Source organism: Kitasatospora albolonga (assembly GCA_002082585.1).
Taxonomy (GTDB): domain Bacteria; phylum Actinomycetota; class Actinomycetes; order Streptomycetales; family Streptomycetaceae; genus Streptomyces; species Streptomyces stephensoniae.
Map to the genome: position 1 here is coordinate 4,952,535 of CP020563.1, position 20,231 is coordinate 4,972,765.

27 protein-coding genes are annotated in these 20,231 nt (G+C 70.5%); 21 read left to right on the plus strand and 6 right to left on the minus strand.

Going from position 1 to position 20,231, the window contains the following annotated elements:
• Positions 1-116: 116 nt before the first annotated feature.
• From B7C62_21875 to B7C62_21890, 4 genes are all read left to right on the plus strand, one after another.
• Positions 117-518, plus strand: coding sequence for a hypothetical protein (locus tag B7C62_21875; protein ID ARF74581.1), 402 nt, complete (start codon positions 117-119; stop codon positions 516-518).
• Between the two features lie 116 nt (positions 519-634).
• Positions 635-1,225, plus strand: a complete 591-nt coding sequence (locus tag B7C62_21880; protein ID ARF74582.1) for a phage tail protein — start codon at positions 635-637, stop codon at positions 1,223-1,225.
• Positions 1,226-1,324: 99 nt separating this feature from the next.
• Positions 1,325-1,615 (plus strand): hypothetical protein, encoded by a 291-nt coding sequence (locus tag B7C62_21885; protein ID ARF74583.1) that lies wholly within the window; start codon positions 1,325-1,327, stop codon positions 1,613-1,615.
• Positions 1,616-1,662: 47 nt separating this feature from the next.
• Complete coding sequence (locus B7C62_21890) at positions 1,663-2,028, plus strand: hypothetical protein (protein ID ARF77316.1); 366 nt, start codon at positions 1,663-1,665, stop codon at positions 2,026-2,028.
• A 2-nt stretch (positions 2,029-2,030) separates the two neighbouring features.
• Here the strand turns inward: B7C62_21890 and B7C62_21895 are convergent, their stop codons facing one another.
• Positions 2,031-2,783 carry a hypothetical protein gene (locus B7C62_21895; GenBank protein ARF74584.1) on the minus strand — a complete coding sequence of 251 codons (753 nt, stop codon included), beginning with the start codon at positions 2,781-2,783 and terminating at the stop codon, positions 2,031-2,033.
• A 48-nt stretch (positions 2,784-2,831) separates the two neighbouring features.
• Between B7C62_21895 and B7C62_21900 the strand changes: the two genes are divergently transcribed.
• From B7C62_21900 to B7C62_21950, 11 genes are all read left to right on the plus strand, one after another.
• Positions 2,832-3,365, plus strand: coding sequence for a hypothetical protein (locus B7C62_21900; protein ID ARF74585.1), 534 nt, complete (start codon positions 2,832-2,834; stop codon positions 3,363-3,365).
• Between the two features lie 279 nt (positions 3,366-3,644).
• Positions 3,645-4,550: a hypothetical protein gene (locus B7C62_21905; GenBank protein ID ARF77317.1), complete on the plus strand. Its 906-nt coding sequence runs from the start codon at positions 3,645-3,647 to the stop codon at positions 4,548-4,550.
• 6 nt (positions 4,551-4,556) lie between these two features.
• The gene (locus B7C62_21910; protein ID ARF74586.1) at positions 4,557-5,402 is read left to right on the plus strand and encodes a hypothetical protein; all 846 of its coding nucleotides are present in this window, start codon (positions 4,557-4,559) and stop codon (positions 5,400-5,402) included.
• Positions 5,386-7,764 (plus strand): hypothetical protein, encoded by a 2,379-nt coding sequence (locus B7C62_21915; GenBank protein ARF74587.1) that lies wholly within the window; start codon positions 5,386-5,388, stop codon positions 7,762-7,764. Before B7C62_21910 ends, B7C62_21915 begins: the two co-directional genes overlap by 17 nt.
• A 20-nt stretch (positions 7,765-7,784) precedes the next feature.
• Positions 7,785-8,030, plus strand: a complete 246-nt coding sequence (locus B7C62_21920) for a hypothetical protein (protein ARF74588.1) — start codon at positions 7,785-7,787, stop codon at positions 8,028-8,030.
• An 85-nt stretch (positions 8,031-8,115) separates the two neighbouring features.
• A complete protein-coding gene (locus B7C62_21925) occupies positions 8,116-8,757 on the plus strand; it encodes a hypothetical protein (protein ID ARF74589.1) in 642 nt (213 codons plus the stop codon).
• On the plus strand, positions 8,660-8,914 hold the full coding sequence (locus B7C62_21930; protein ARF74590.1) for a hypothetical protein: 255 nt from the start codon (positions 8,660-8,662) through the stop codon (positions 8,912-8,914). Before B7C62_21925 ends, B7C62_21930 begins: the two co-directional genes overlap by 98 nt.
• Positions 8,899-9,756, plus strand: a complete 858-nt coding sequence (locus B7C62_21935; GenBank protein ARF74591.1) for an N-acetylmuramoyl-L-alanine amidase — start codon at positions 8,899-8,901, stop codon at positions 9,754-9,756. The genes B7C62_21930 and B7C62_21935 overlap by 16 nt, the downstream gene beginning before the upstream one ends.
• A gap of 189 nt (positions 9,757-9,945) precedes the next feature.
• Positions 9,946-10,197, plus strand: a complete 252-nt coding sequence (locus B7C62_21940) for a hypothetical protein (GenBank protein ARF77318.1) — start codon at positions 9,946-9,948, stop codon at positions 10,195-10,197.
• Positions 10,194-10,448, plus strand: coding sequence for a hypothetical protein (locus B7C62_21945; GenBank protein ARF74592.1), 255 nt, complete (start codon positions 10,194-10,196; stop codon positions 10,446-10,448). The genes B7C62_21940 and B7C62_21945 overlap by 4 nt, the downstream gene beginning before the upstream one ends.
• Positions 10,449-10,641: 193 nt before the next feature.
• Entirely contained in the window at positions 10,642-10,938 is a 297-nt protein-coding gene (locus B7C62_21950; protein ARF74593.1) for a hypothetical protein, read from the plus strand.
• 128 nt (positions 10,939-11,066) lie between these two features.
• Here the strand turns inward: B7C62_21950 and B7C62_21955 are convergent, their stop codons facing one another.
• The 3 genes from B7C62_21955 to B7C62_21965 are packed head-to-tail and all read right to left on the minus strand — an operon-like array spanning position 11,067 to position 12,291.
• Positions 11,067-11,261 carry a hypothetical protein gene (locus B7C62_21955; protein ARF74594.1) on the minus strand — a complete coding sequence of 65 codons (195 nt, stop codon included), beginning with the start codon at positions 11,259-11,261 and terminating at the stop codon, positions 11,067-11,069.
• Positions 11,258-12,007 (minus strand): hypothetical protein, encoded by a 750-nt coding sequence (locus B7C62_21960; GenBank protein ID ARF74595.1) that lies wholly within the window; start codon positions 12,005-12,007, stop codon positions 11,258-11,260. The genes B7C62_21955 and B7C62_21960 overlap by 4 nt, the downstream gene beginning before the upstream one ends.
• The gene (locus B7C62_21965; GenBank protein ID ARF74596.1) at positions 12,007-12,291 is read right to left on the minus strand and encodes a hypothetical protein; all 285 of its coding nucleotides are present in this window, start codon (positions 12,289-12,291) and stop codon (positions 12,007-12,009) included. Before B7C62_21965 ends, B7C62_21960 begins: the two co-directional genes overlap by 1 nt.
• A 184-nt stretch (positions 12,292-12,475) precedes the next feature.
• On the opposite strand from B7C62_21965, the gene B7C62_21970 reads away from it, so the two are divergent.
• Together B7C62_21970 and B7C62_21975 are read left to right on the plus strand one after the other, a co-directional pair.
• A complete protein-coding gene (locus B7C62_21970; GenBank protein ARF74597.1) occupies positions 12,476-12,955 on the plus strand; it encodes a transcriptional regulator in 480 nt (159 codons plus the stop codon).
• A 129-nt stretch (positions 12,956-13,084) separates the two neighbouring features.
• Entirely contained in the window at positions 13,085-13,732 is a 648-nt protein-coding gene (locus B7C62_21975; protein ARF74598.1) for a hypothetical protein, read from the plus strand.
• A 79-nt stretch (positions 13,733-13,811) separates the two neighbouring features.
• Here the strand turns inward: B7C62_21975 and B7C62_21980 are convergent, their stop codons facing one another.
• Positions 13,812-14,081 (minus strand): hypothetical protein, encoded by a 270-nt coding sequence (locus tag B7C62_21980; protein ID ARF74599.1) that lies wholly within the window; start codon positions 14,079-14,081, stop codon positions 13,812-13,814.
• A gap of 448 nt (positions 14,082-14,529) precedes the next feature.
• On the opposite strand from B7C62_21980, the gene B7C62_21985 reads away from it, so the two are divergent.
• The 4 genes from B7C62_21985 to B7C62_22000 all read left to right on the plus strand — a co-directional run bounded on the left by B7C62_21985 (position 14,530) and on the right by B7C62_22000 (position 18,893).
• A complete protein-coding gene (locus B7C62_21985) occupies positions 14,530-14,901 on the plus strand; it encodes a 30S ribosomal protein S12 (protein ID ARF74600.1) in 372 nt (123 codons plus the stop codon).
• 2 nt (positions 14,902-14,903) lie between these two features.
• Complete coding sequence (locus tag B7C62_21990; GenBank protein ARF74601.1) at positions 14,904-15,374, plus strand: 30S ribosomal protein S7; 471 nt, start codon at positions 14,904-14,906, stop codon at positions 15,372-15,374.
• Positions 15,375-15,412: 38 nt separating this feature from the next.
• Complete coding sequence (locus B7C62_21995) at positions 15,413-17,542, plus strand: elongation factor G (protein ARF74602.1); 2,130 nt, start codon at positions 15,413-15,415, stop codon at positions 17,540-17,542.
• A 157-nt stretch (positions 17,543-17,699) separates the two neighbouring features.
• The gene (locus B7C62_22000; GenBank protein ARF74603.1) at positions 17,700-18,893 is read left to right on the plus strand and encodes an elongation factor Tu; all 1,194 of its coding nucleotides are present in this window, start codon (positions 17,700-17,702) and stop codon (positions 18,891-18,893) included.
• A 136-nt stretch (positions 18,894-19,029) separates the two neighbouring features.
• Here the strand turns inward: B7C62_22000 and B7C62_22005 are convergent, their stop codons facing one another.
• The gene (locus B7C62_22005; GenBank protein ARF74604.1) at positions 19,030-20,226 is read right to left on the minus strand and encodes a two-component sensor histidine kinase; all 1,197 of its coding nucleotides are present in this window, start codon (positions 20,224-20,226) and stop codon (positions 19,030-19,032) included.
• Between the last annotated feature and the right edge of the window lie 5 nt (positions 20,227-20,231).

Sequence of the window (20,231 nt, forward strand, 5' to 3'; positions counted from 1 at the left end):
TCCATGGATCACAGTTGGGGCAGCGGCAGAGCTGCGCCCGGAACACCCGGGCGGCGGACCTGCCGCTCTGTGTTTTCCGCAGCACCGCACCGCAGGCCCCCGAAGGGAGTGTCCATGTGAGTCCCCTTGCTTTCCCGGACGCGGAACGGCTGGTCGTCGACCACCTCAGGAACCGGCCGGAGCTGGCCGGGACGGTGATCGACAACAGGCCCCCGCCCGGCTTCGACGGCACCCAGAAGGCCGTCCTCGTCTCCCGCGTCGGCGGCGCGTGGGTGGACGACCTCCATCTCGACCAGCCGCTGATCGACCTCGAGGTCTACGGGCCGGACAAGACAGCGGCGCACACGGTCGCGCTCGCGGCCCGTGCCGCCGTCCTCACCCTGACCGGCACCACGTACGGCGGGGCGGCGGTCACCGATGTCACCGAGGCGGACGGGCCGCGCTGGCTGCCCGACCACAACCGGCCCGCCGGTCACCGGTACCTCTCCACCGTACGGATCTCCGTACGGCCCGCCTGACCGCTTCACCCGAACGTTCTTCCTTGCAGGCCCCGCCACCGGCGGGGCCTTCGTCGTTTCCGCACATCGGCGCGGGCCGGATACCGCCCGCACCGCACTCTCACCGAGGAGCAGACATGGCAGGCAACAACGGCAGTCAGATCCGTGTGGCCGGCAGTGGCCGGATTCTGGTCGCGAAGGCCGGTGCGACCGGTCCGGCGGCACCGGCCCACACCGGCGACGCGTGGGCCGCCGGCTGGACCGAGCTGGGCTACACCACCACCGACGGCATCAAGTTCAACAAGAAGGACAAGATCGACCCGGTCGACACCTGGCAGTCGGTGAGCCCGGCGCGGTTCATCTACTCGGACCGCGATCTGACGGTGAAGTTCCAGCTGCTCCAGCTGAACAAGGACACGCTGTCGTTCTTCATGGGCGGTGACGCCGTCACTCCGGTGACCGCGGCCGGTGTGACGGACACCTACCAGTACAAGCTGGCGGCCGAGCCGAAGCAGGACGAGCGCCAGCTCGGCATCGAGTTCAAGGACGGCGCCGATGTCACGTACCGCTTCATCATCCCGCGCGGTCAGGTCACCGAGACCGAGGAGATCGCCCTGACCCGTACGGGCTCGCTGAAGCTCGGGGTCACCTTCACTGCGCTGGCCGAGGAGAACAGCTCGACGCTGGCGACCTGGATCATGAAGGACAAGGCGTTCGGCGCCGCGTAGCCGCTCTGTTCGCGGTGGCGGGGCCGGGTTCGCCCCGGTTCCGCCACCGCTGCCCGTACATCTCCCTCCCGCTTTCCACCTCTCGTAGAGGAGCCCCGCATGTCCGGCTTCAACGTCAACGCCGCTCGCGCCCAGCGCCTCGAAGCGCTCGGCCGCGCCTGGACCTTCGAGCTCGACGACGATGTCTTCGAGCTGCCGACCGAACTGACCCGCGCGACCGCCCGCAAGCTGCGCGACCTCGACGACAACGACATCGACGGTCTGCTGCGGCTGCTGCTCGGCGAGAAGCAGTACGCGCGGTTCGACCGCCACGAGATCACCATGCAGGACATCGCCGCCATTCTGGAGGCGTACGGCAAGGAGACCGGGCTCGGCCTGGGGGAAGACTGAGCCTCGGCGCGTTCGTCGACGAACACGCCGAGGCCCTTGAGGCGGACCTGCTCCGCCATTACGGTCTCGATCTGCTCGACTGGCACCGCGGGCTGCTGTCCTCCCGGCGGCTCGCGGTGCTGCTCAGACATCTGCCGAAGGACAGCGCGGTGACGCGGGAACTGCACGGCGAGGCGGCGGAATGGTCGGTCTCCGACTATCTGCTGGCCACGGCGGTGGACCAGCTCGCCGAAGCGAACTGGATGTTCGCCACGGTGAACCAGGACGAGGACACGGAGCCACTGGACTACCCCGTGCCGGTCCGCCGCCCCGGCGACGCGGATACGGGCGGTGAGGACGCCGACGCCACGGAGACCGGTGAGGCGGGGCGGGAGCTGCCCGATGGAGCCGCGCTCCACCGGTTCTTCGCCTGAGGTCAGGCCGTCGAAGGCGAACGCCTGGCCTGCCAGCGCGCGAAAGGACCGAGGACGCCGCGGTAGAAGAGGTACTCGGGGGTCTCCTGGATGCGGTCCCAGCCGTTGTAGAGGCCGACGTTTCTGATGTGCGGGGCTTCGGCGCGCAGTGCGTCGAGGTGACTCAGGGCGGAGCCGCCGTCGGAAGTGTCTCCGAAGAATTGCCAGAAAACATTCTTCCCGGCCGCGCCGTCGAGTGCGCTTGCCAGGTGTGTCCCCTCCGACCGGAGGGCGTAGACGAAGAAGAGAACCAGAGTCGGCTCGCCGTCGTCGGACACACCGCGAGAGATTTCATTGATCGCCGCAGCGGCATCTTCGGGTCCGAACAAGGAGAACTCGTCGGCATTCCTCAGGAGGAGGTTACGCGGTTCTCCGTCCCGGGGAAGCAGGGACTCCTTCGGCAGTGCGGCCCAGTCGCCGATCCAGCGCTGAGGGCTCCGGACGTCGAGCGGCGGAACCCGATGAGCTGTTGACGTGTAGATCCAGCTGTCCAGAAGGGGCGTGCCGGAAAGAAATCCCCCCACTCTGGCCGCCCTGCGTGCCATGTCGGCGATCGACCCGTCCTGGAACGGATAGCGGTGCGCCCCCGGAAGAGCCAGGACCACTCTGGCGGAATGCTTCCGCGCTCTGCACATCCGAGCGGCCATAGGGGCCGAAAAGCGACCTTTTCTGGTCTTCGTGGTGAGCACCGGAGCATAACCGTCATCGGTATTCATGGCGGGAGGCTACGGCACTGAACGGCCCTGGTGCAATGAGGAGTACGCATGGGATTCGATGTCGATAAGGACCTGTATTTCGTCAGCAAGGAGATATCGGGAGTAAAGAAGAGTCTCACCGGTTTCAGTCATTCCGTGACCGCGCTCAAGCTGGATGTCGAGGCGCTGAAGGTCGTCGTCTCGGTCGTCGCGGTTACCGCGCAGATCCTCAAGGTGGACTATAGCCTCTGGAAGGTCGACGAGAAGGGGATCACCTTCCGTGGAGTGCAGAAAGTCACCTGGAGAAATGTCAAGGAAGCTGAGTCCGCGAAGGCGTCCGAGAAGGAGAAGAAGCTCGACGACCGGCTGAAGGCGATGTTCCTCGCCAAAACGGAGGGCGAGGAGATCAGGAAGGCGCGGGAAGCGGCGAGGTCCGCGAAGGAATCGGCGGACGATGCGAACAGGGATATCGCCCGGCTGCGGAGCCAGCTGCGCAGTGTGGGGAGTGGGATCGATCTCGGTGCACGTTCGAGAAAGAGGGATGAATTCAACAAGATGAGGACCTCCGTTCAGCGGCTCAGTCAGGCGCTCGGAGGGATCTGATGGCCGTTCTTCCAGCGAATTGAGGAACAAATGAATTTGAAGCAAGCCATCACCGGAGTGGACGCCCGGCTCGGCACACTGAGGAACTCGCTGAGCCGGGCGGGAGCGGCCATGGGGAGTGTCGGGGGCGGTGCCGGCAAGGCATCCGGCGCCCTGGGCGGACTCCGCACCGCGGCCGGCAACGGCGACACGGCCATCGGCAGGCTGCGTGGCGGACTGCGCAACGCCGACCTGGCGCTGGGGAAGTCCGGAGGGGCCGCCGACAGGTTCCGCGGTTCGCTGGGGAGGCTCCAGACGTCCCTCACGAGGAGCCGGACCGGTGCCGGGCAGTTCAGGACCTCCCTGGGGCAGGCCGACGGCGCCCTCGGCAAGTCCCGTACGTCCGCCGACCGGTTCAGGTCCTCGCTCGACAGGCTCAAGGGGTCGGCGGATCGGGCGAGGACCGCGCTGCGCGGGGTCAAGCAGCAGTCCGACGAGGTGGAGAAGTCCGTCGGCCGGGCCGGCAAGAACGCCGACAAGGCCGGCCGGACCATGGGCGGCGGGCTGACCAAGGGCCTCAAGGGGGCGAGCCTGGCGCAGCGGGGGCTCAACCTCGCCATGGCGGCCAGTCCGTTCGGGCTGATCATGACGTTGCTCGCGCCGCTCATCCTGCAGTTCGTGAAGGTCGACAAGATCGTCGCCGTCGTGCAGAAGGGGTTCAGGACCGGGATGGCCGCCATCCGGTCCGCGACCTCTGCCGCGATGAAGGCCATCGGGCCGGTCCTGCGGGGCATCGGCAACGTGCTGCTCGCCCCGTTCCGCGGCTTCGCGACCGCGGTCAACGTCGTCATCGGCGCCCTGAGCAGGTTCAAGGTGAGCATCCCGGGCTGGGTGCCCAAGTTCGGCGGCAAGTCGTTCTCGATCAGCCTGCCGAGCATCCCCGTCCCGCGTCTCGCCCAGGGCGGTGTCGTGCCCGCCCGCAACGGCGGAACCCTGGCACTGATCGGCGAGGCCGGTGAGTCCGAGGCCGTCATCCCGCTGAGCAAGCTCGACCGGATGATGAGCCCCGGCGCCGGCCGGGCCCAGACAGCCCGTCTCGCCGCCGCCGTCGAGCGGCTGGCCGAACGCCCCGTCCACGTACAGGTGGACTCCCAGACCATCGCCCGCGCCGTCCTCGCCGGACAGCGCCAGCTCGCCCGGAGGTAGGCGGACATGGCAAGGAACCTCTGGATCGGCAAGCCCGGTCTGCTGCGGGAGATCTCCCAGGCGGCCAGGAGCTGGGATCGCAGCCCGGACCTCAACGTCACCGAATTCCGTTCCCTGGAAGGGCAGTCGACGCTCGTCGCCCCGCCCCTGACCACCCGCCGGATGAAGCTCTCCTTCGAGTGGCTGGAGCCCGAGGACGCCCAGCACCTGGTGCGCCTGGCGCGCCGGGTCAGCGGACCGGGCATGCTCGGGCGGAACACGTACGCCGGTGGCTCGGCCGTCGTGCTCGACCCCGTCTCCGTCAACCTGCTCGACCCGCTCCAGGCGGCGGGCCAGAGCCGTCACATCAGGGGCGGCGACCACTGGTTCACCGCGACCGGTGACATCACCCTGCGGCCCTCGTCCGGTGATGTGTTCACCGGCGACTGCAAGGACGCCACCAGCGCCCTCGGATGGCGGCACGGAACCTGGACCGGGTGGCCGGTGGCGCCGGGGATGAACGTGTCGTGGATGGTCCCGCCGGAGTGGGACCCCGCGCTGTCCACCGCGCAGCTCGACTGGAAGGCACTGGACGGCTCGTATCTGTCGACCGCCATGGCCTCCGGCACCGTGGTCTCCGGCACCGCCCCGGCGGAGGCGGCCTTCGTCACTCCGGTGGGACGGCCCGGTGCGACCGGCGCGACCGCGCTGGCCGGCGCCTGCCTGACCATCGGGGAGACCCCGTTCGCGTACGCACTCGGCGACGGCTGCCCGCCGATGGCGGTCACGGGCCTGACCGACACCCCGGCGCCCCGGCTGCCGTACCGGAACATCGGGATCGATCTCGTGGAGGTGCGTGGTGCAGCCAACTGACGAGAACCTGGACGCCGCGCTCGCCGCCCCGGAGCGGGTGCCCGTGCACACGACCCGGCTCGGCGGTACGGAGCTCGGCGGCCAGGTGCAGTCGTGGAAGGTGGAGCGGGCGTACAGCACCGATCTGCCGGAGGCGGTGCGCGCGGTGTCCGGCAGCTCCTCGGCGCAGCTGGAGCTGCTGCTCGGCGGGGCCGGCGGTGAACCCGCGCCGCGGCTCTACTCGGCGTGGGCCGGACGGTCCACCGGCGATGTGGTGCGGCCGGGGCAGTCCGTGGTGCACTCCGCCGGCGTCGACGGCCGGGCACTGCCCGCTTTCCGGGGTACGGTCCGCTCCCGCTCGGCGGCGTCGGGCGGTGACACGGTCACCGTCCAGGCGCTGGACGGCGCGGAGCGGCTGCGCGGCCCGGCTTCGCTGCCGCGTCCGTACCACGGCTTCTACTACGGCCGCCCGGTCGCCACCGCGACCTGGTGCGTGGACGAACTCCTGCGGCAGGGCGGCATCCACACCTGCCCGCCGCCGCGCGCGCCGCTCGCCGACGCGGCCGACGTGGCGCCGTTCACCGTGCTGTACGCCTCCCTGCACGGCGGCTTCAACTCGACGTACGGGCAGCCGGAGGTGCTGCCGGGCAGTGCGTCGTACCGCTGGGTCAGGGACGGCGCCCCGTTCGAGATGGCGCTGATGCCGGAGCAGCCGGGGCTGCGCGCGTCCTGGATGCCGCGCTCGCGGTTCGTGCTCCCGGGCAAGGTCTTCCAGGTCGAGTGCTGGGTCAATACGGCGCTGGCGAAGGGCAGCACGGTCGAGATGAAGGCCGTCTTCGACCGCACCGGCGGGGCCGCGGGCTATCTGAGCGGAAAGTTCGACATCTCGACAGGGGCCGTCCACATCGCGTCGGGGACGGTCGACGGCGGTTACTGGTACTTCACGTGGACGTTTCCCAAGCTGGCCGCCCTCCGGGGCAGCTGGCACCTGGGGTTCACGGTCGACACCCGGAGCAGCGGCAGCACCGTACTGCCGCTGGTCCAGCCCCGGCTCACCGCGCCGGACGGCACGTACTACGCCGGGACCCCGGCGACCTACGTCGAGTCGGTCGCGGCCCATCCGCGGTCCGAACTCCAGCAGATCGACCTCGTCACCGACATGGCCGTGGAGTGCCTCCAGGTCACCGACCGGCTGTGGGCGGACAGCGTGTCCTATCCGCGCGCGGAGTGGGAGCAGAAGGACCAGTGGCGCAAGGGCGCGGAGCTCGACGAGGCCGCGCTGCCGCTGTACGACATCCCCGCGGTCTCCGGCTCGCAGTGGGACGCGATCACGGAGATCGCCCGCGCGTCGATGTCCACGGCCGAATTCGACGAGCAGGGCGTCTTCCGCTGGCGTGGCCCGTCGCGGTTCGCCCGGACGCCGGCCGCCCCGGACGCCACCGTCACCACCCTCCGGGACATCTCCGCCCTGACCGTCAGCGAGGAGATCGACGCCTGCCGCAACCACTGCGAGCAGCCCTACCAGGACTGGACGGGCATCGGACTCGTCCACGGTGAGCCGCAGGCCGACACCGTGATCCGGGAGCTCAGGCCCGGCATCCCGCAGGAGGTCTCGTACGCGATCGCCGACGACGAGAGCGATATCGGCCCGCTGACGATCGTGGACGACACGCCTGCCTCGACCGCCGGTCACCGGGTGCGGTTCGGCAGTGCGCCGACGGGCGGTACGGCGGTGAAGGGCCAGGTCACGGTGAGCTCCCGGCGGGAGGGACCGGCGTACATCGTCCGGTTCACGAACACCGGGACGACGAGTGTGTGGACGGTCACTAAGGACGGCAAGCCCTCGGTGCAGATCTACCCGCTCAAGCGGTCGGCCGACCCGAAGCAGCGGGTGTGGGCGCGCTGGAGCGAGGTGAGCCAGCGGTACTACGGCAAGCAGCAGTACCACGCGCCCGCTTCGGACTGGGTGCAGTCCGGGAGCGTGGCGTACACCCTGGCCCAGACCATGCTCGACGCCGGGCGGTACCCCGTACCGGTGCTCGGCGAGGTCGAGGTGCTGCACGATCCCCGGCTCCAGCTCGGTGATGTCGTACGGGTGCTGGACACGGCCGGTGCGAAGCTCGACACCCTCGCGTGGATCGTCGGCATGCGCACCACCTGCGCTGCGGGGTCGGCGCCGCAGCAGGTCCTCGTACTGCGCGGGACCGGCTACAACGGGGTGCCGACCGACGGGGGACTGATCCCGGACGCACCGCTGGACCCGGCCTACGGGCGGCTCCGTACGTACCAGATGGTGACGGCGCAGTACGCCCAGCTCGCCGATCTGACGGCGGAGCAGCTGACGTACCGGACGCTGGTGGAGACGCTGGGAGGTGCGGCGTGAGCGCGGAACACGGTGGTGACGTGCGTACGGCAGCCGGTTCCGGTGCGGAGCACGGTGGTCCGGCACACGGGGCGGCGGAGGACCCGGGGCAGGCCGTCGGCGTTCCGTCCGCCCCCGACCCGGGGGCGGATCTGCCGGCGGGTGTCCCCTGGGGGCCGCCGCCGGACGCCCCGGCGCCCGTTCCGGTGCCGATCGACGACCCGGCCACGCGGGAGGGGGACGGCGGTATGCCCCCGGACACCCTGCCCCCGCCCATCGGCGGCTGACCGCTCCCGCCTTCCCGACCCGCAGGCCGGTGCCCCGCCAGGGGCGCCGGCCTCTTCCGTACCGGCCTTCCAGGAGGGTTCTTCCATGGTCCAGCTCACCCCGCTCAGCAGCCTCCCCTACCCGCAGCCCGCCGACGCGGCCAACATCCCGCAGCACCTCCAGTCCCTCGCCAGTGCCCTCGACGGCCGGACGGTGCTGCGGCTGGCCACCACGGTCGCGCTCAACTCCGTGTCCGCGCCGGTGACGGGCATGCTGGCCTGGGTCACCAACCCCGGCCGGTACTACTACTACACGGGCAGCTACTGGCACCCGGTCCTTCCCACCCCGGTCCTGAAGCTGAACCCCGTCGCCGGTACGACGACATCGGCCACGTACGCCGACGCTCTCACGGGCTCCACGGGCGACACGATGGTCACCGCGTTCACCGCGCCCCCGTCCGGGACCGTGATCGTCACCGTCGGCGCGCGGATCAGCTCCAGTGTCGCCACCGCGACCGGCCTGATGTCGGTGACGGTCAAGCAGGGCACGACGGTCACCCTGGCCACGGCCGACACCCGCGCGGCGGTCTCCGTCGGGACCGGACAGAGCTCCGTGTCGACCTTGTTCCAGGTCAGCGGGCTGACCGGCGGTGTCGCCTACACGGCCACCCCCGCGTACCGGTCCTCGGCGGCGAGCAGCACGGCGACGTTCGCCAACCGGTTCCTGCGGGTCGACCCGGTCCACTGACCCGGCGCCGTCGCCGCCTCAGCCCCCGCTCCGCCCCGGCCGTCGTGTTCCGCGACGGCCGGGGCGGTCGCCGTTCCCGCCCGATTCCGCCCGCCCCGGTCCGCGCCGGCACCGGCCGGACCCGACCCGAGGAGAGAACCCATGGCGGCACCTCTGACCGCCGACGCCTTCGTCCGTGCCCTGCGCGCCGAGGGGGTCCGTGTCACCGAACACACCGGCTGGCACAGTCACAACCGCAACCACAAGGGCGCCTGGGGGCCGGTCCACGGTGTGATGCTCCATCACACGGCCGGCTCCAGCAGCGTCGGCTACTGCCGCCGGGGCACGTCCGAGCTGCCCGGACCGCTCTGTGCCGGTGTCGTCACCAAGGACGGTGTGGTGCACCTGGTCGGCTACGGCCGCACCAACCATGCCGGCAGCGGCAGCTCCGCGGTGCTGGCCGCCGTACGAGAGGAGCTGCCGCTGCCCGCGCCGGGCCCGGACGCCGTCGATGGCAACGCCCGTTTCTACGGCTTCGAGATCGAGAACCTCGGCTCCGGCCGCGACCCTTACCCAGCACCCCAGCTCGACGCCGTGGAGCGGCTCTCGGCCGCGCTGTGCCGTGTGCACGGCTGGTCGGCGGCGAGCGTGATCGGCCACAAGGAGTGGACCCGGCGCAAGATCGATCCGTCGTTCTCCATGGCCGGGATGCGCAACCGGGTCGCCGGGCGGCTCGGCGCGCGCCCGGGGCCCGGCGCGCCGCCCGTGCGGGATGACGCGCCGTTCCCCGGCGGGGCCTTCTTCGTCCCCGGCCACCGGGACCCGCTCTTCACGGCGGTGGGCAGGCGGCTGGTGGCCGAGGGCTGCGGCCGGTACTCCGTCGGTCCGGGGCCGGTCTGGGGGGCGGCCGATCGCAGTTCCTACGCGGCCTGGCAGCGCAAGCTCGGTTACCGGGGCGCGGACGCCGACGGGACCCCGGGGCGGGCGAGCTGGCAGCGGCTCCGCGTCCCCCGGGTCTGACCCGCGGACGCGGACGGAGCCGCAGGCACAGAGGCCGGATACGGATACGGATGCGGATGCGGAGAGACCCGGACGCAGGTCCGGACGCAGATTCGGACAAGGCCGGACACAGGTCCGGACGCACAGGCCCGGACGTGGATGCAGGCATAGATCCAGACAGAGATTCGAACAGGGAGGAGCAGGGTGATCATGACCGATTCGACGCGCCGTGCGCTGCGCACATTCGCCCAGGTCTGCTGCGCGCTGCTCGCGGCGGCTCCGCTGCTGGCCGGGGAGCCGGCCGTACGGGACGTTCCCGTCCTGGCGGGAGCCGCCGCGCTCGCGGCCGCTCTCAGCCGCGCGATGTCGGCGCCCGCCGTGCAGCGATGGCTGCCGCCGTGGCTCCGCCTGCCCGCCGGGGACGCGGCGGAGGCGGCGGAGGGAGAGGAGATCCACAGATGACACGGGAGCACGAGGAGAGAGGCGTGGCGGTGGAGCTCGAGCGGCTGCGGCGTTCGGTGGACGTCGGGTTCGCCACCACCCGGGGTGATCTGGCGCTGCTGCTGCAACGGGCGGACCAGACGGACAAGGTGCTCGGCGAGCACGAGGAGCGGCTGGACGCACTGGAGCGCACCCGGTGGCCCCTGCCGTCGCTGGCCGCGCTCACCTCCTGTGCGGCGCTGGTCCTGACGCTGTGGCAGGCGGCCCGCTGATGACGGGGAGTCCGGACAGCTGATCGCGCGAGCACGCAACCAGCCTGTTCGCGTCCGGGGCGTGGGGTGTGTGGGACCCGTGAGGCTCCGCGCACTCCGGCGCCGCTGCGCTACGCTGCGATTTATCGAACGTGTATTCGATGAGGTGGCGGTTCTGGAGCGTGGACGCCTGACGTGACGAAGGGGAGGTGTGATGGTCAGCAGTGCGGGAGACCGGCTTGCCGATGTAGTGGCCGCGGTCGTCGAGGTGGCGGCCGAGGCGGGTGAGGCGGGAACGTACACCGTGGAGATGGCCCAGACGGTGGCGGCGGTCCTGAACAAGGTCGCCGCACGGGTGGTCATCGACGCGGAGGTGCGGGGCTTCACGAGCGGGTGGCGCGAGGCCATGGACCTGGCGGCCGGCGACGGCGCCGACGCGGCCCGCACGGTCCGGCTGCCCGGACCCGACGGCGGCCCCGGCGCGGTGCCCCCGGGTCCGGGAGAGCGCTGAGCGCCGCCGCGAACCGATCGGGGCACCCGCCCCCTGCTGTCCGGCCGTGGCCGGGTCCGTCACACCCGCCGTGGACGAACGAGGCGGCCGCACCCGTGACCGGGTGCGGCCGCCTCGTTTTCGTGCGTTCAGGACCGCCCGCGCGCGGCCCGCTCCGCGGCGAAGACGTCCTCCAGCCGGAAGAGCTGGGCCCGGCCCTGGCGGCCGGCGGGCGTGAGGCGGCCCAGCTGGACCCACTTGCGGATCGTCGCCGGTGCCACGGCGACCTCCTGGGCGGCGAGGACGCCGGTGATCAGCGGCTGTACTCCGGCGCCGGGGCTCATCGGGTCCGGCGGTCCGTCGCCGCGGGCGCGCTCTCGTCGAGCGCCGCCCCGATCTCGCCGGGGTCGGCACCGCCCGCACGGGCGAGCGTGGCCCAGGAGTCCTCGTACCAGAGGTGCCGGAAAGCCGCATCCGTACGGCAGTCGCACTCGGCGCCCGGGCAGCGGCACCCCGGGTTGACGCAGAGCACCGCCCGCCGGGCGGGGAACGCGCGCAGCGAGACGGAGTCGCACCAGGGGCACCGGCCGCTCACCCGGGCCATGGGCTCGGTGTCGCCGAGGGCGCGCCCGCAGCGCCTCGCCATCCGCCGGAGCTCGTCCCTGACGTGGGCGGCGAGCACGGGTTCCGCCGCGATCCGGCCGAGGAGCCGGCGGATGCGGAGGAGCCGTTGCGGCACGTTCGTGCGGCGCGGCCGCCCCAGGCCCAGCTTCTCGTGGACGGCTTCGTCGAGCTCCAGGACGCCGTCGCCGATGTCGCGCAGCGCGTCGGAGACGTGGAGGCGCAGGGGGGCGGCCGTGTGGCCGGGAGCGGTGAGGCCGTGCGCCTGCTCGACGGCGAGCGCCTCGTGGCGCTCCTCGCGGATACGGGCGTCGCGGGCGGCCAGTTCGGCGGGGGCGGGCTCGGGCCGGTCGGCCGGCCGGCTCCGGGTGCCGGGGGCCAGTTCCACCAGGAGCTCGGGAAGCTGACGGACCAGCAGGTCGAGCCAGAGGACGGTGTCGTCGGCGGGTGCGGGCGTGGTGGGCGGCATCAGCGTTCCCCTCGGTGCTGGCTGGTGTGCCGGGTGACAGGGCGGCCGTTGCGCCAGAGCCGGCCGGCGCTCACGCCGTCGAACCAGCTGTCGGCGGGCGCCACGGTCTCTTCGCAGCGGCGCAGAACGGGGCAGCGCGCGCAGGCTTGCAGCGCGGGCGCGGCGTCCCTCTCCCGGCGGGCGAACACGACCTGCGGCGGCATTCCGGAGCAGGCGGCGGCCGAGCGCCACCACGAGGAATCCGGACCGTCCGCGTCGTCGTGCTGCGGGGTTAATGGGGTCATGACCGGCACCCTGGCATGTTGCGAGCGAGCGCGCAACAAAGATTCGCGGCCGTGGGCCGGTAGTGCCCGTCGCCGCGGTGACGGCTGGTATCCGAACAAAACCCACACATGAAGTTGCTTACGCGCGCGGATTCTGTGCGTGCGAGCGCGCTACGCTGTGCCTGCTTCGGAGGGAGGCGACGCCATGACCATGAGTGAGCTGGAGCGGTTCGCGAGCTGGGTCGAGGACCTGATCCGACAGCGTGGCTACGACATCGACAGTCCCCGCGGAGGGGGCAAGTCGCGTCTCGCCGACGACGCGGGTGTGCACCGCGCGGCCATCACCCGGCTGCTCCAGGGCCAGAGCATGCCGGACCTGGAGACGACCCGGCGGCTCGCGCACGTCCTGCGCGTCCCGGTGCGCGACATGCTGATCCGCTCGGGCCGCCTCTCCGAGGAGGATCTGCCGCTGCCGGACCTCGGGGGCGGCGCGCCAGGGGCCGCCGCGCCGCACCGCCGGCTGACCCTTGAGGAGGCTGCCGCCGGGCTCGGCGTCCCGCCCGATCAGTGGGACATGTTCATCAGGGTCGCGGCGCAGTTCCTGCCGCCCGCGGATGCGGACTCCGCGCGGAGCCAGGCCGAGTACGGTTCGGCCGCCGCCGTGAAGGGCGCGGGCAAGGGCTGACCGGATTCCTCTGTAGCTGACCGGATTTCCCCGCATGCGCGGCCAGTATGATTTTTCTGGCCTGTCCCCCCCTTCCCGCAGGCTCCACGCCCTTCGGGGCGACCGATGGGACGTGAAAGTGGGCCGTGCATGGTCGAGGGTGAAGAGCGTGCCCGCTCGGCACGCGGTTCCCCCGGCGAGCGCGGGGGCGGGACGGTGTGCGGCGCGCCTCCGGAGCGGGACGAGGAGAAGGTCCCGCCCGCCCGCGAGGCGCCGACGGGGCACGGCGGTGCCGGTCCGGGTCCGGCCTCCGGGCCGCCCGACGGCTTCTCCGATCTGCTCGCCACCCTCGGCGCGTACCTGGAGCACCACCCCCCGGCCGATGTCGCCGTCCTGTTACGGGCGGAGCTGGAGCGCCGCGAGTTCCTGGCGTACGCGAACGGCTGGCGTGACGCCGCCGACCAGTACGAGCCCGCCCTGGAACAGGCCCGGCGCATCGCCCGGACCCGCAGGCTGAGGCTCGTCGGCCGCACCCCCGGCCAGGCCGCCGTCATCCCGTTCCCGCAGGACGCGCCCACCGCCACGGAGGGCGCGCCGAACGCGGCGGAAGCCGGGGAGCCCGCGCCGGGGCCGGAACCAGGCCCCGACGGCGTACCGGAACACTCCCCGGACACCCCCGCACCACCGCGATCCGCCCCGCCGGGCCCCGGTCTGGTGGCGAAGAACCGGAACTCCCGGGCCCCCACCATCCCGCGCCTGGCCGTCCACCGGCCCGGCCGCCCCGACCTCCTCCGATGAAGGAGTCCGGGAAGGAGCGCCCGAAGCCGGTGAAGGGTCTGCCGGCTCGTGGAACGTAGGGGAGAGGTACGGGGAGGGATCAGCCGAGCAGCCCCCGGTGGACCCGCAGCAGTGCGCGGGTGCCCACGGCGAGCAGGGGCGGTACGTCGGGCAGCGGGACCCTGCGGGCGAGGGCCAGGATGTCGACGACGATCGCGTAGTCGTCGACCACGGACTGCGGCACCCCGGGGGCGCTCATCGCCGGGGCGTAGGCGGAAGCGGCGTCACCGTACTCGATGACGGCCAGGCTGATATCGGTCTCGACGGCGCTCGGCGTCTGGAACACGGGCTCGCGCTGGTCTGCTGTCACGGTGTGGACCCCCTCTGGCCGGGACCGCCCCCACGGACCGGTCCGCCGGTCGTCGGCTGACCGTATTGTCCGGCAGCGCGGAAGGCGGCGGCAGTCCGTGAGTACGCTGTTCCCGTGCCGCTTGGCTGCCGGGTTCCGGCAATGGACCGGAGCGTCGGCCATCAGGGGCCGCGGCCCGTCCGCCGTGGTCGGCGGCCCCGGCGTGTCGGGGTGGACAGCATTTGTTTTGACCCAGCTCCGTGAGGTAGGTACGCTCAAGCCTTGTGCCTGGGGTGTGCCTGGGCTCCGGTGCGTGTCCTCAACCGCACCGCGAGCTCGTCCGTAGCCACCGCAATCTGCGCCCTTCTGCCCCTAGGGCGGAAGTCTGCAGTATTCGACACACCCGACCGCGTGGGTCGGTGATGTTCCAGGTTAGTTTCACGAACGGCACACAGAAACCGGAGAAGTAGTGCCTACGATCCAGCAGCTGGTCCGGAAGGGCCGGCAGGACAAGGTCGAGAAGAACAAGACGCCCGCGCTCGAGGGTTCGCCCCAGCGTCGCGGTGTCTGCACGCGTGTGTTCACGACCACCCCGAAGAAGCCGAACTCGGCCCTCCGTAAGGTCGCGCGTGTGCGTCTGACCTCCGGTATCGAGGTCACGGCCTACATCCCGGGTGAGGGACACAACCTGCAGGAGCACTCCATCGTGCTCGTGCGTGGTGGCCGTGTGAAGGACCTGCCGGGTGTTCGTTACAAGATCATCCGCGGTTCGCTCGACACCCAGGGTGTCAAGAACCGCAAGCAGGCCCGCAGCCGCTACGGCGCCAAGAAGGAGAAGTAAGAATGCCTCGTAAGGGCCCCGCCCCGAAGCGCCCGGTCATCATCGACCCGGTCTACAGCTCTCCTCTTGTCACGTCGCTGATCAACAAGATCCTGCTCGACGGCAAGCGTTCCACCGCCGAGCGGATCGTCTACGGCGCCATGGAAGGTCTCCGCGAGAAGACCGGCAACGACCCGGTCATCACGCTGAAGCGCGCGCTTGAGAACGTCAAGCCCTCGCTCGAGGTCAAGTCCCGCCGTGTCGGTGGCGCCACCTACCAGGTGCCGATCGAGGTCAAGCCCGGTCGTGCCTCGACCCTGGCTCTGCGCTGGCTCGTCGGTTACTCCCGCGCCCGTCGCGAGAAGACCATGACCGAGCGCCTCATGAACGAGCTGCTCGACGCCTCCAACGGCCTCGGCGCTTCGGTCAAGAAGCGTGAGGACACCCACAAGATGGCCGAGTCCAACAAGGCCTTCGCGCACTACCGCTGGTAGTCGCTCACCCCATCGAGACCGAGAGAAGACTGAGCCATATGGCCACCACTTCGCTTGACCTGGCCAAGGTCCGCAACATCGGGATCATGGCCCACATCGACGCGGGCAAGACGACCACCACTGAGCGGATCCTCTTCTACACCGGTGTGAGCTACAAGATCGGTGAAGTCCACGACGGCGCTGCCACGATGGACTGGATGGAGCAGGAGCAGGAGCGCGGCATCACGATCACGTCCGCCGCGACGACCTGTCACTGGCCGCTCAACGATGTTGACCACACCATCAACATCATCGACACCCCCGGTCACGTCGACTTCACCGTCGAGGTGGAGCGTTCGCTCCGCGTCCTCGACGGCGCCGTCACCGTGTTCGACGGTGTGGCGGGCGTCGAGCCGCAGTCCGAGACCGTGTGGCGTCAGGCGGACCGCTACGGCGTGCCGCGTATCTGCTTCGTCAACAAGCTCGACCGCACCGGCGCGGACTTCCTGCGCTGCGTCAACATGATCGTGGACCGCCTCGGCGCGACCCCGATCGTCATGCAGCTCCCCATCGGCGCCGAAGCGGACTTCACGGGCGTCGTCGACCTCGTGTCGATGAAGGCCTTCGTGTACCCCGAAGAGGCCGCCAAGGGCGAGATGTACAACATCGTCGAGATCCCGGACAACCTCAAGGACTCCGCCGCCGAGTGGCGCGGCAAGCTCCTCGAGGCCGTGGCCGAGAACGACGACGCCATGATGGAGCTGTACCTGGAGGGCAACGAGCCCACCCAGGAGCAGCTGCACGAGGCGATCCGCCGCATCACCCTGGCGTCGAAGGGTGGCGCCGACTCCGTCACCGTCACCCCCGTGTTCTGCGGCACCGCGTTCAAGAACAAGGGCGTCCAGCCCCTGCTCGACGCGGTCGTGCGCTACCTGCCCTCCCCCCTGGACGTCGAGGCCATCGAGGGCCACGACGTCAAGGACCCCGAGGTCGTCATCAAGCGCAAGCCCTCGGACGACGAGCCGTTCTCCGGCCTGGCGTTCAAGATCGCGAGTGACCCGCACCTCGGCAAGCTCACCTTCGTCCGGATCTACTCCGGTCGCCTGGAGGCCGGCACCGCGGTGCTGAACTCCGTCAAGGGCAAGAAGGAGCGCATCGGCAAGATCTACCGCATGCACGCGAACAAGCGTGAGGAGATCGCGTCGGTGGGCGCCGGCGACATCATCGCCGTCATGGGCCTGAAGCAGACCACCACCGGTGAGACGCTGTGCGACGACAAGAACCCGGTCATCCTGGAGTCCATGGACTTCCCGGCGCCGGTCATCCAGGTCGCCATCGAGCCCAAGTCCAAGGGTGACCAGGAGAAGCTGGGTGTCGCCATCCAGCGTCTCTCGGAGGAGGACCCCTCCTTCCAGGTGCACTCCGACGAGGAGACCGGCCAGACCATCATCGGTGGTATGGGCGAGCTTCACCTCGAGGTGCTCGTCGACCGCATGAAGCGCGAGTTCCGCGTCGAGGCGAACGTCGGCAAGCCCCAGGTCGCGTACCGCGAGACGATCCGCAAGGCCGTCGAGCGCATCGACTACACGCACAAGAAGCAGACTGGTGGTACCGGCCAGTTCGCGAAGGTGCAGATCGCCCTCGAGCCCATCGAGGGTGGCGACGCCTCCTACGAGTTCGTCAACAAGGTCACCGGTGGCCGCATCCCCCGTGAGTACATTCCCTCGGTGGACGCGGGTGCCCAGGAAGCCATGCAGTTCGGCATCCTGGCCGGTTACGAGATGGTCGGCGTCCGCGTCACCCTTCTCGACGGTGGTTACCACGAGGTCGACTCCTCGGAGCTCGCCTTCAAGATCGCCGGTTCGCAGGCGTTCAAGGAAGGTGCCCGCAAGGCATCTCCCGTGCTCCTCGAGCCGATGATGGCCGTCGAGGTCACCACGCCCGAGGACTACATGGGCGATGTCATCGGCGACCTCAACTCCCGCCGTGGCCAGATCCAGGCCATGGAGGAGCGCAGCGGCGCTCGCGTCGTGAAGGGCCTCGTGCCCCTCTCGGAGATGTTCGGCTACGTCGGAGACCTCCGCAGCAAGACCTCGGGTCGCGCAAGCTACTCGATGCAGTTCGACTCCTACGCCGAGGTTCCGCGGAACGTCGCCGAGGAGATCATCGCGAAGGCCAAGGGCGAGTAACTCTCCCGAGCTCACGCTTTAGGCTTGTCACCGGAGCCGGGCGGGCATACGGCACAGCGCGCGAGCACTGTGCCGTATGCCCCCGGCGCCGGCACCCCAGCAAAGATCACCTGGCGCCGATGAAGCAAGGCGTACAGAACCACTCAGGAGGACCCCAGTGGCGAAGGCAAAGTTCGAGCGGACTAAGCCCCACGTCAACATCGGCACCATCGGTCACATCGACCACGGTAAGACGACCCTCACGGCCGCCATTACCAAGGTGCTGCACGACGCGTACCCGGACCTGAACGAGGCTTCGGCCTTCGACCAGATCGACAAGGCTCCCGAGGAGCGCCAGCGCGGTATCACCATCTCCATCGCGCACGTCGAGTACCAGACGGAGTCGCGTCACTACGCGCACGTCGACTGCCCGGGTCACGCGGACTACATCAAGAACATGATCACCGGTGCCGCGCAGATGGACGGCGCCATCCTCGTGGTCGCCGCCACCGACGGCCCGATGCCGCAGACCAAGGAGCACGTGCTCCTGGCCCGCCAGGTCGGCGTTCCGTACATCGTCGTCGCCCTGAACAAGGCCGACATGGTGGACGACGAGGAGATCCTGGAGCTCGTCGAGCTCGAGGTCCGTGAGCTCCTCTCCGAGTACGAGTTCCCGGGCGACGACGTTCCCGTCGTCAAGGTCTCGGCGCTCAAGGCCCTCGAGGGCGACAAGGAGTGGGGCCAGTCGGTCCTGAACCTGATGGCCGCCGTGGACGAGTCCATCCCGCAGCCCGAGCGTGACGTCGAGAAGCCGTTCCTCATGCCGATCGAGGACGTCTTCACGATCACCGGTCGCGGTACGGTCGTCACCGGCCGCATCGAGCGTGGTGTCCTCAAGGTCAACGAGACCGTCGACATCGTCGGTATCAAGACCGAGAAGACCACCACCACGGTCACCGGCATCGAGATGTTCCGCAAGCTGCTCGACGAGGGCCAGGCCGGTGAGAACGTCGGTCTGCTCCTCCGTGGCATCAAGCGCGAGGACGTCGAGCGCGGCCAGGTCATCATCAAGCCGGGTTCGGTCACGCCGCACACCGAGTTCCAGGCGCAGTCCTACATCCTGTCGAAGGACGAGGGTGGCCGCCACACCCCGTTCTTCAACAACTACCGCCCGCAGTTCTACTTCCGTACCACGGACGTGACGGGCGTCGTGACCCTTCCCGAGGGCACCGAGATGGTCATGCCGGGTGACAACACCCTCATGGACGTCGCGCTGATCCAGCCGGTCGCCATGGAAGAGGGCCTGAAGTTCGCCATCCGTGAGGGTGGCCGGACCGTGGGCGCCGGCCAGGTCACCAAGATCATCAAGTAGTTCTCTGCTTGGTCATCGCTGACCTGGTGGCTCACTGAGCCGCACGAGGGGCCCCGCATCTCGCGAGAGGTGCGGGGCCCTTCGCCATGCCCGGACGGCTGAGAGGTACGGACCCGGGTGCGTCGGCCCGTAACCGCTACGAACCCTCCGTGACGGCCCCCGCCCCCGGCACGGCCGCCGTCAGGGTGAAGGTCCCCTCCTCGGCCCCGGCGGTGAACTCCCCGCCCAGCGCCAGGACCCGGCCCCGCAGCCCGGCCAGTCCCGTACCCTGCCGCCCGGACACCGCACCGGACCGGCCGGCCTCCTCGGCGCCGTCGTTGCGGACCGTCAGCCGGATCACCGTCCCGTCCGTGCGCAGGGCGATCGAGCAGTGCGTGGCCCGGCTGTGCTGGAGTACGTTGCCGACCGCCTCGCGCAGCACGAAGCGCAGGCACCCCACCACCGCCGCCGGGGCGGACCCGGCGCGCGGCGGCAGCACGGTCCGCACCTCCACACCGGACGCGGTGAGCACCCGCTGGGCGTGGGCGAGCTCCTCGGAGAGGCTGAGGTCCCCGCCGTCCGGCCGGCTGATCGACCGCACGTCGTCGTGGAGCCGCCGGGCCAGGGCGATGATCTCGGTCAGCGCGCGGCGCTCCTGCGCGGGGCGCTCCCGCACGGAGGCGCCGGGAACGGCCGGGGCACCCCGGTCACGTAGTGCCGCCTCGCCCTGGAGCGCGATCGCCGTCAGCGACGAGCCGACCAGATCGTGCAGATCCCGCTGCATCCGCTCGCGCTCCCGCTGCTCGGCGAGGTGCGCCGCGTGCTCCCTGCTGCCGTGCAGCCGGGCCGTGAGCAGCGCGAGGTGGGCCACCGCGAAGACGGTGCTCGCGGTGATCGCCGTACCGAGCAGGATGCTGAGCGGGCTCCGGTTGGTGACGACGAGGCCGGTGGTGGCCAGCAGCGGACCGCTCGCCCCCACCGCCAGGGCGATCGGCACGGAGGTGTTCGGCGGCAGGGTCAGTAGGACGGCCCCGGCGAGGAAGCCCAGCAGGCTCAGCCACCGGTAGTGGAAGAGCAGCAGCGGGAGGTACGTCAGCACCGCCTGGACGAGCAGCAGCCCCCACCGCCAGCGGTAGGGCAGCCGGTACGGCGGTGGCGCGTACTGGCCCAGCATGACCGCGGGCATCAGCACCAGCACGGTCAGCCCGGCGACCACCGTGCGCTTGCCGAGCGGTGAGGCCGCCACATCCAGCGCGACGAGTGCCAGCGAGCCGACCACCAGGACGACCAGCGCCCCGAAGGCCACTCCGGCGCCCTGGGGCGCACCCGCTCCCAGACGTGCTGGGCCCCTCATCCGTG

Coding starts and splice junctions, on each gene's coding strand:
- B7C62_21995 (ARF74602.1), top strand. CDS start 15,413: ATGGCCACCACTTCGCTTGACCTGGCCAAGGTCCGCAACATCGGGATC.
- B7C62_21910 (ARF74586.1), top strand. CDS start 4,557: ATGGCAAGGAACCTCTGGATCGGCAAGCCCGGTCTGCTGCGGGAGATC.
- B7C62_21960 (ARF74595.1), bottom strand. CDS start 12,007: ATGCCGCCCACCACGCCCGCACCCGCCGACGACACCGTCCTCTGGCTC.
- B7C62_21975 (ARF74598.1), top strand. CDS start 13,085: ATGGTCGAGGGTGAAGAGCGTGCCCGCTCGGCACGCGGTTCCCCCGGC.
- B7C62_21900 (ARF74585.1), top strand. CDS start 2,832: ATGGGATTCGATGTCGATAAGGACCTGTATTTCGTCAGCAAGGAGATA.
- B7C62_21970 (ARF74597.1), top strand. CDS start 12,476: ATGACCATGAGTGAGCTGGAGCGGTTCGCGAGCTGGGTCGAGGACCTG.
- B7C62_21940 (ARF77318.1), top strand. CDS start 9,946: ATGACCGATTCGACGCGCCGTGCGCTGCGCACATTCGCCCAGGTCTGC.
- B7C62_21880 (ARF74582.1), top strand. CDS start 635: ATGGCAGGCAACAACGGCAGTCAGATCCGTGTGGCCGGCAGTGGCCGG.
- B7C62_21935 (ARF74591.1), top strand. CDS start 8,899: ATGGCGGCACCTCTGACCGCCGACGCCTTCGTCCGTGCCCTGCGCGCC.
- B7C62_21895 (ARF74584.1), bottom strand. CDS start 2,783: ATGAATACCGATGACGGTTATGCTCCGGTGCTCACCACGAAGACCAGA.
- B7C62_21885 (ARF74583.1), top strand. CDS start 1,325: ATGTCCGGCTTCAACGTCAACGCCGCTCGCGCCCAGCGCCTCGAAGCG.
- B7C62_21955 (ARF74594.1), bottom strand. CDS start 11,261: ATGAGCCCCGGCGCCGGAGTACAGCCGCTGATCACCGGCGTCCTCGCC.
- B7C62_21925 (ARF74589.1), top strand. CDS start 8,116: ATGGTCCAGCTCACCCCGCTCAGCAGCCTCCCCTACCCGCAGCCCGCC.
- B7C62_21950 (ARF74593.1), top strand. CDS start 10,642: ATGGTCAGCAGTGCGGGAGACCGGCTTGCCGATGTAGTGGCCGCGGTC.
- B7C62_21990 (ARF74601.1), top strand. CDS start 14,904: ATGCCTCGTAAGGGCCCCGCCCCGAAGCGCCCGGTCATCATCGACCCG.
- B7C62_21965 (ARF74596.1), bottom strand. CDS start 12,291: ATGACCCCATTAACCCCGCAGCACGACGACGCGGACGGTCCGGATTCC.
- B7C62_22005 (ARF74604.1), bottom strand. CDS start 20,226: ATGAGGGGCCCAGCACGTCTGGGAGCGGGTGCGCCCCAGGGCGCCGGA.
- B7C62_21945 (ARF74592.1), top strand. CDS start 10,194: ATGACACGGGAGCACGAGGAGAGAGGCGTGGCGGTGGAGCTCGAGCGG.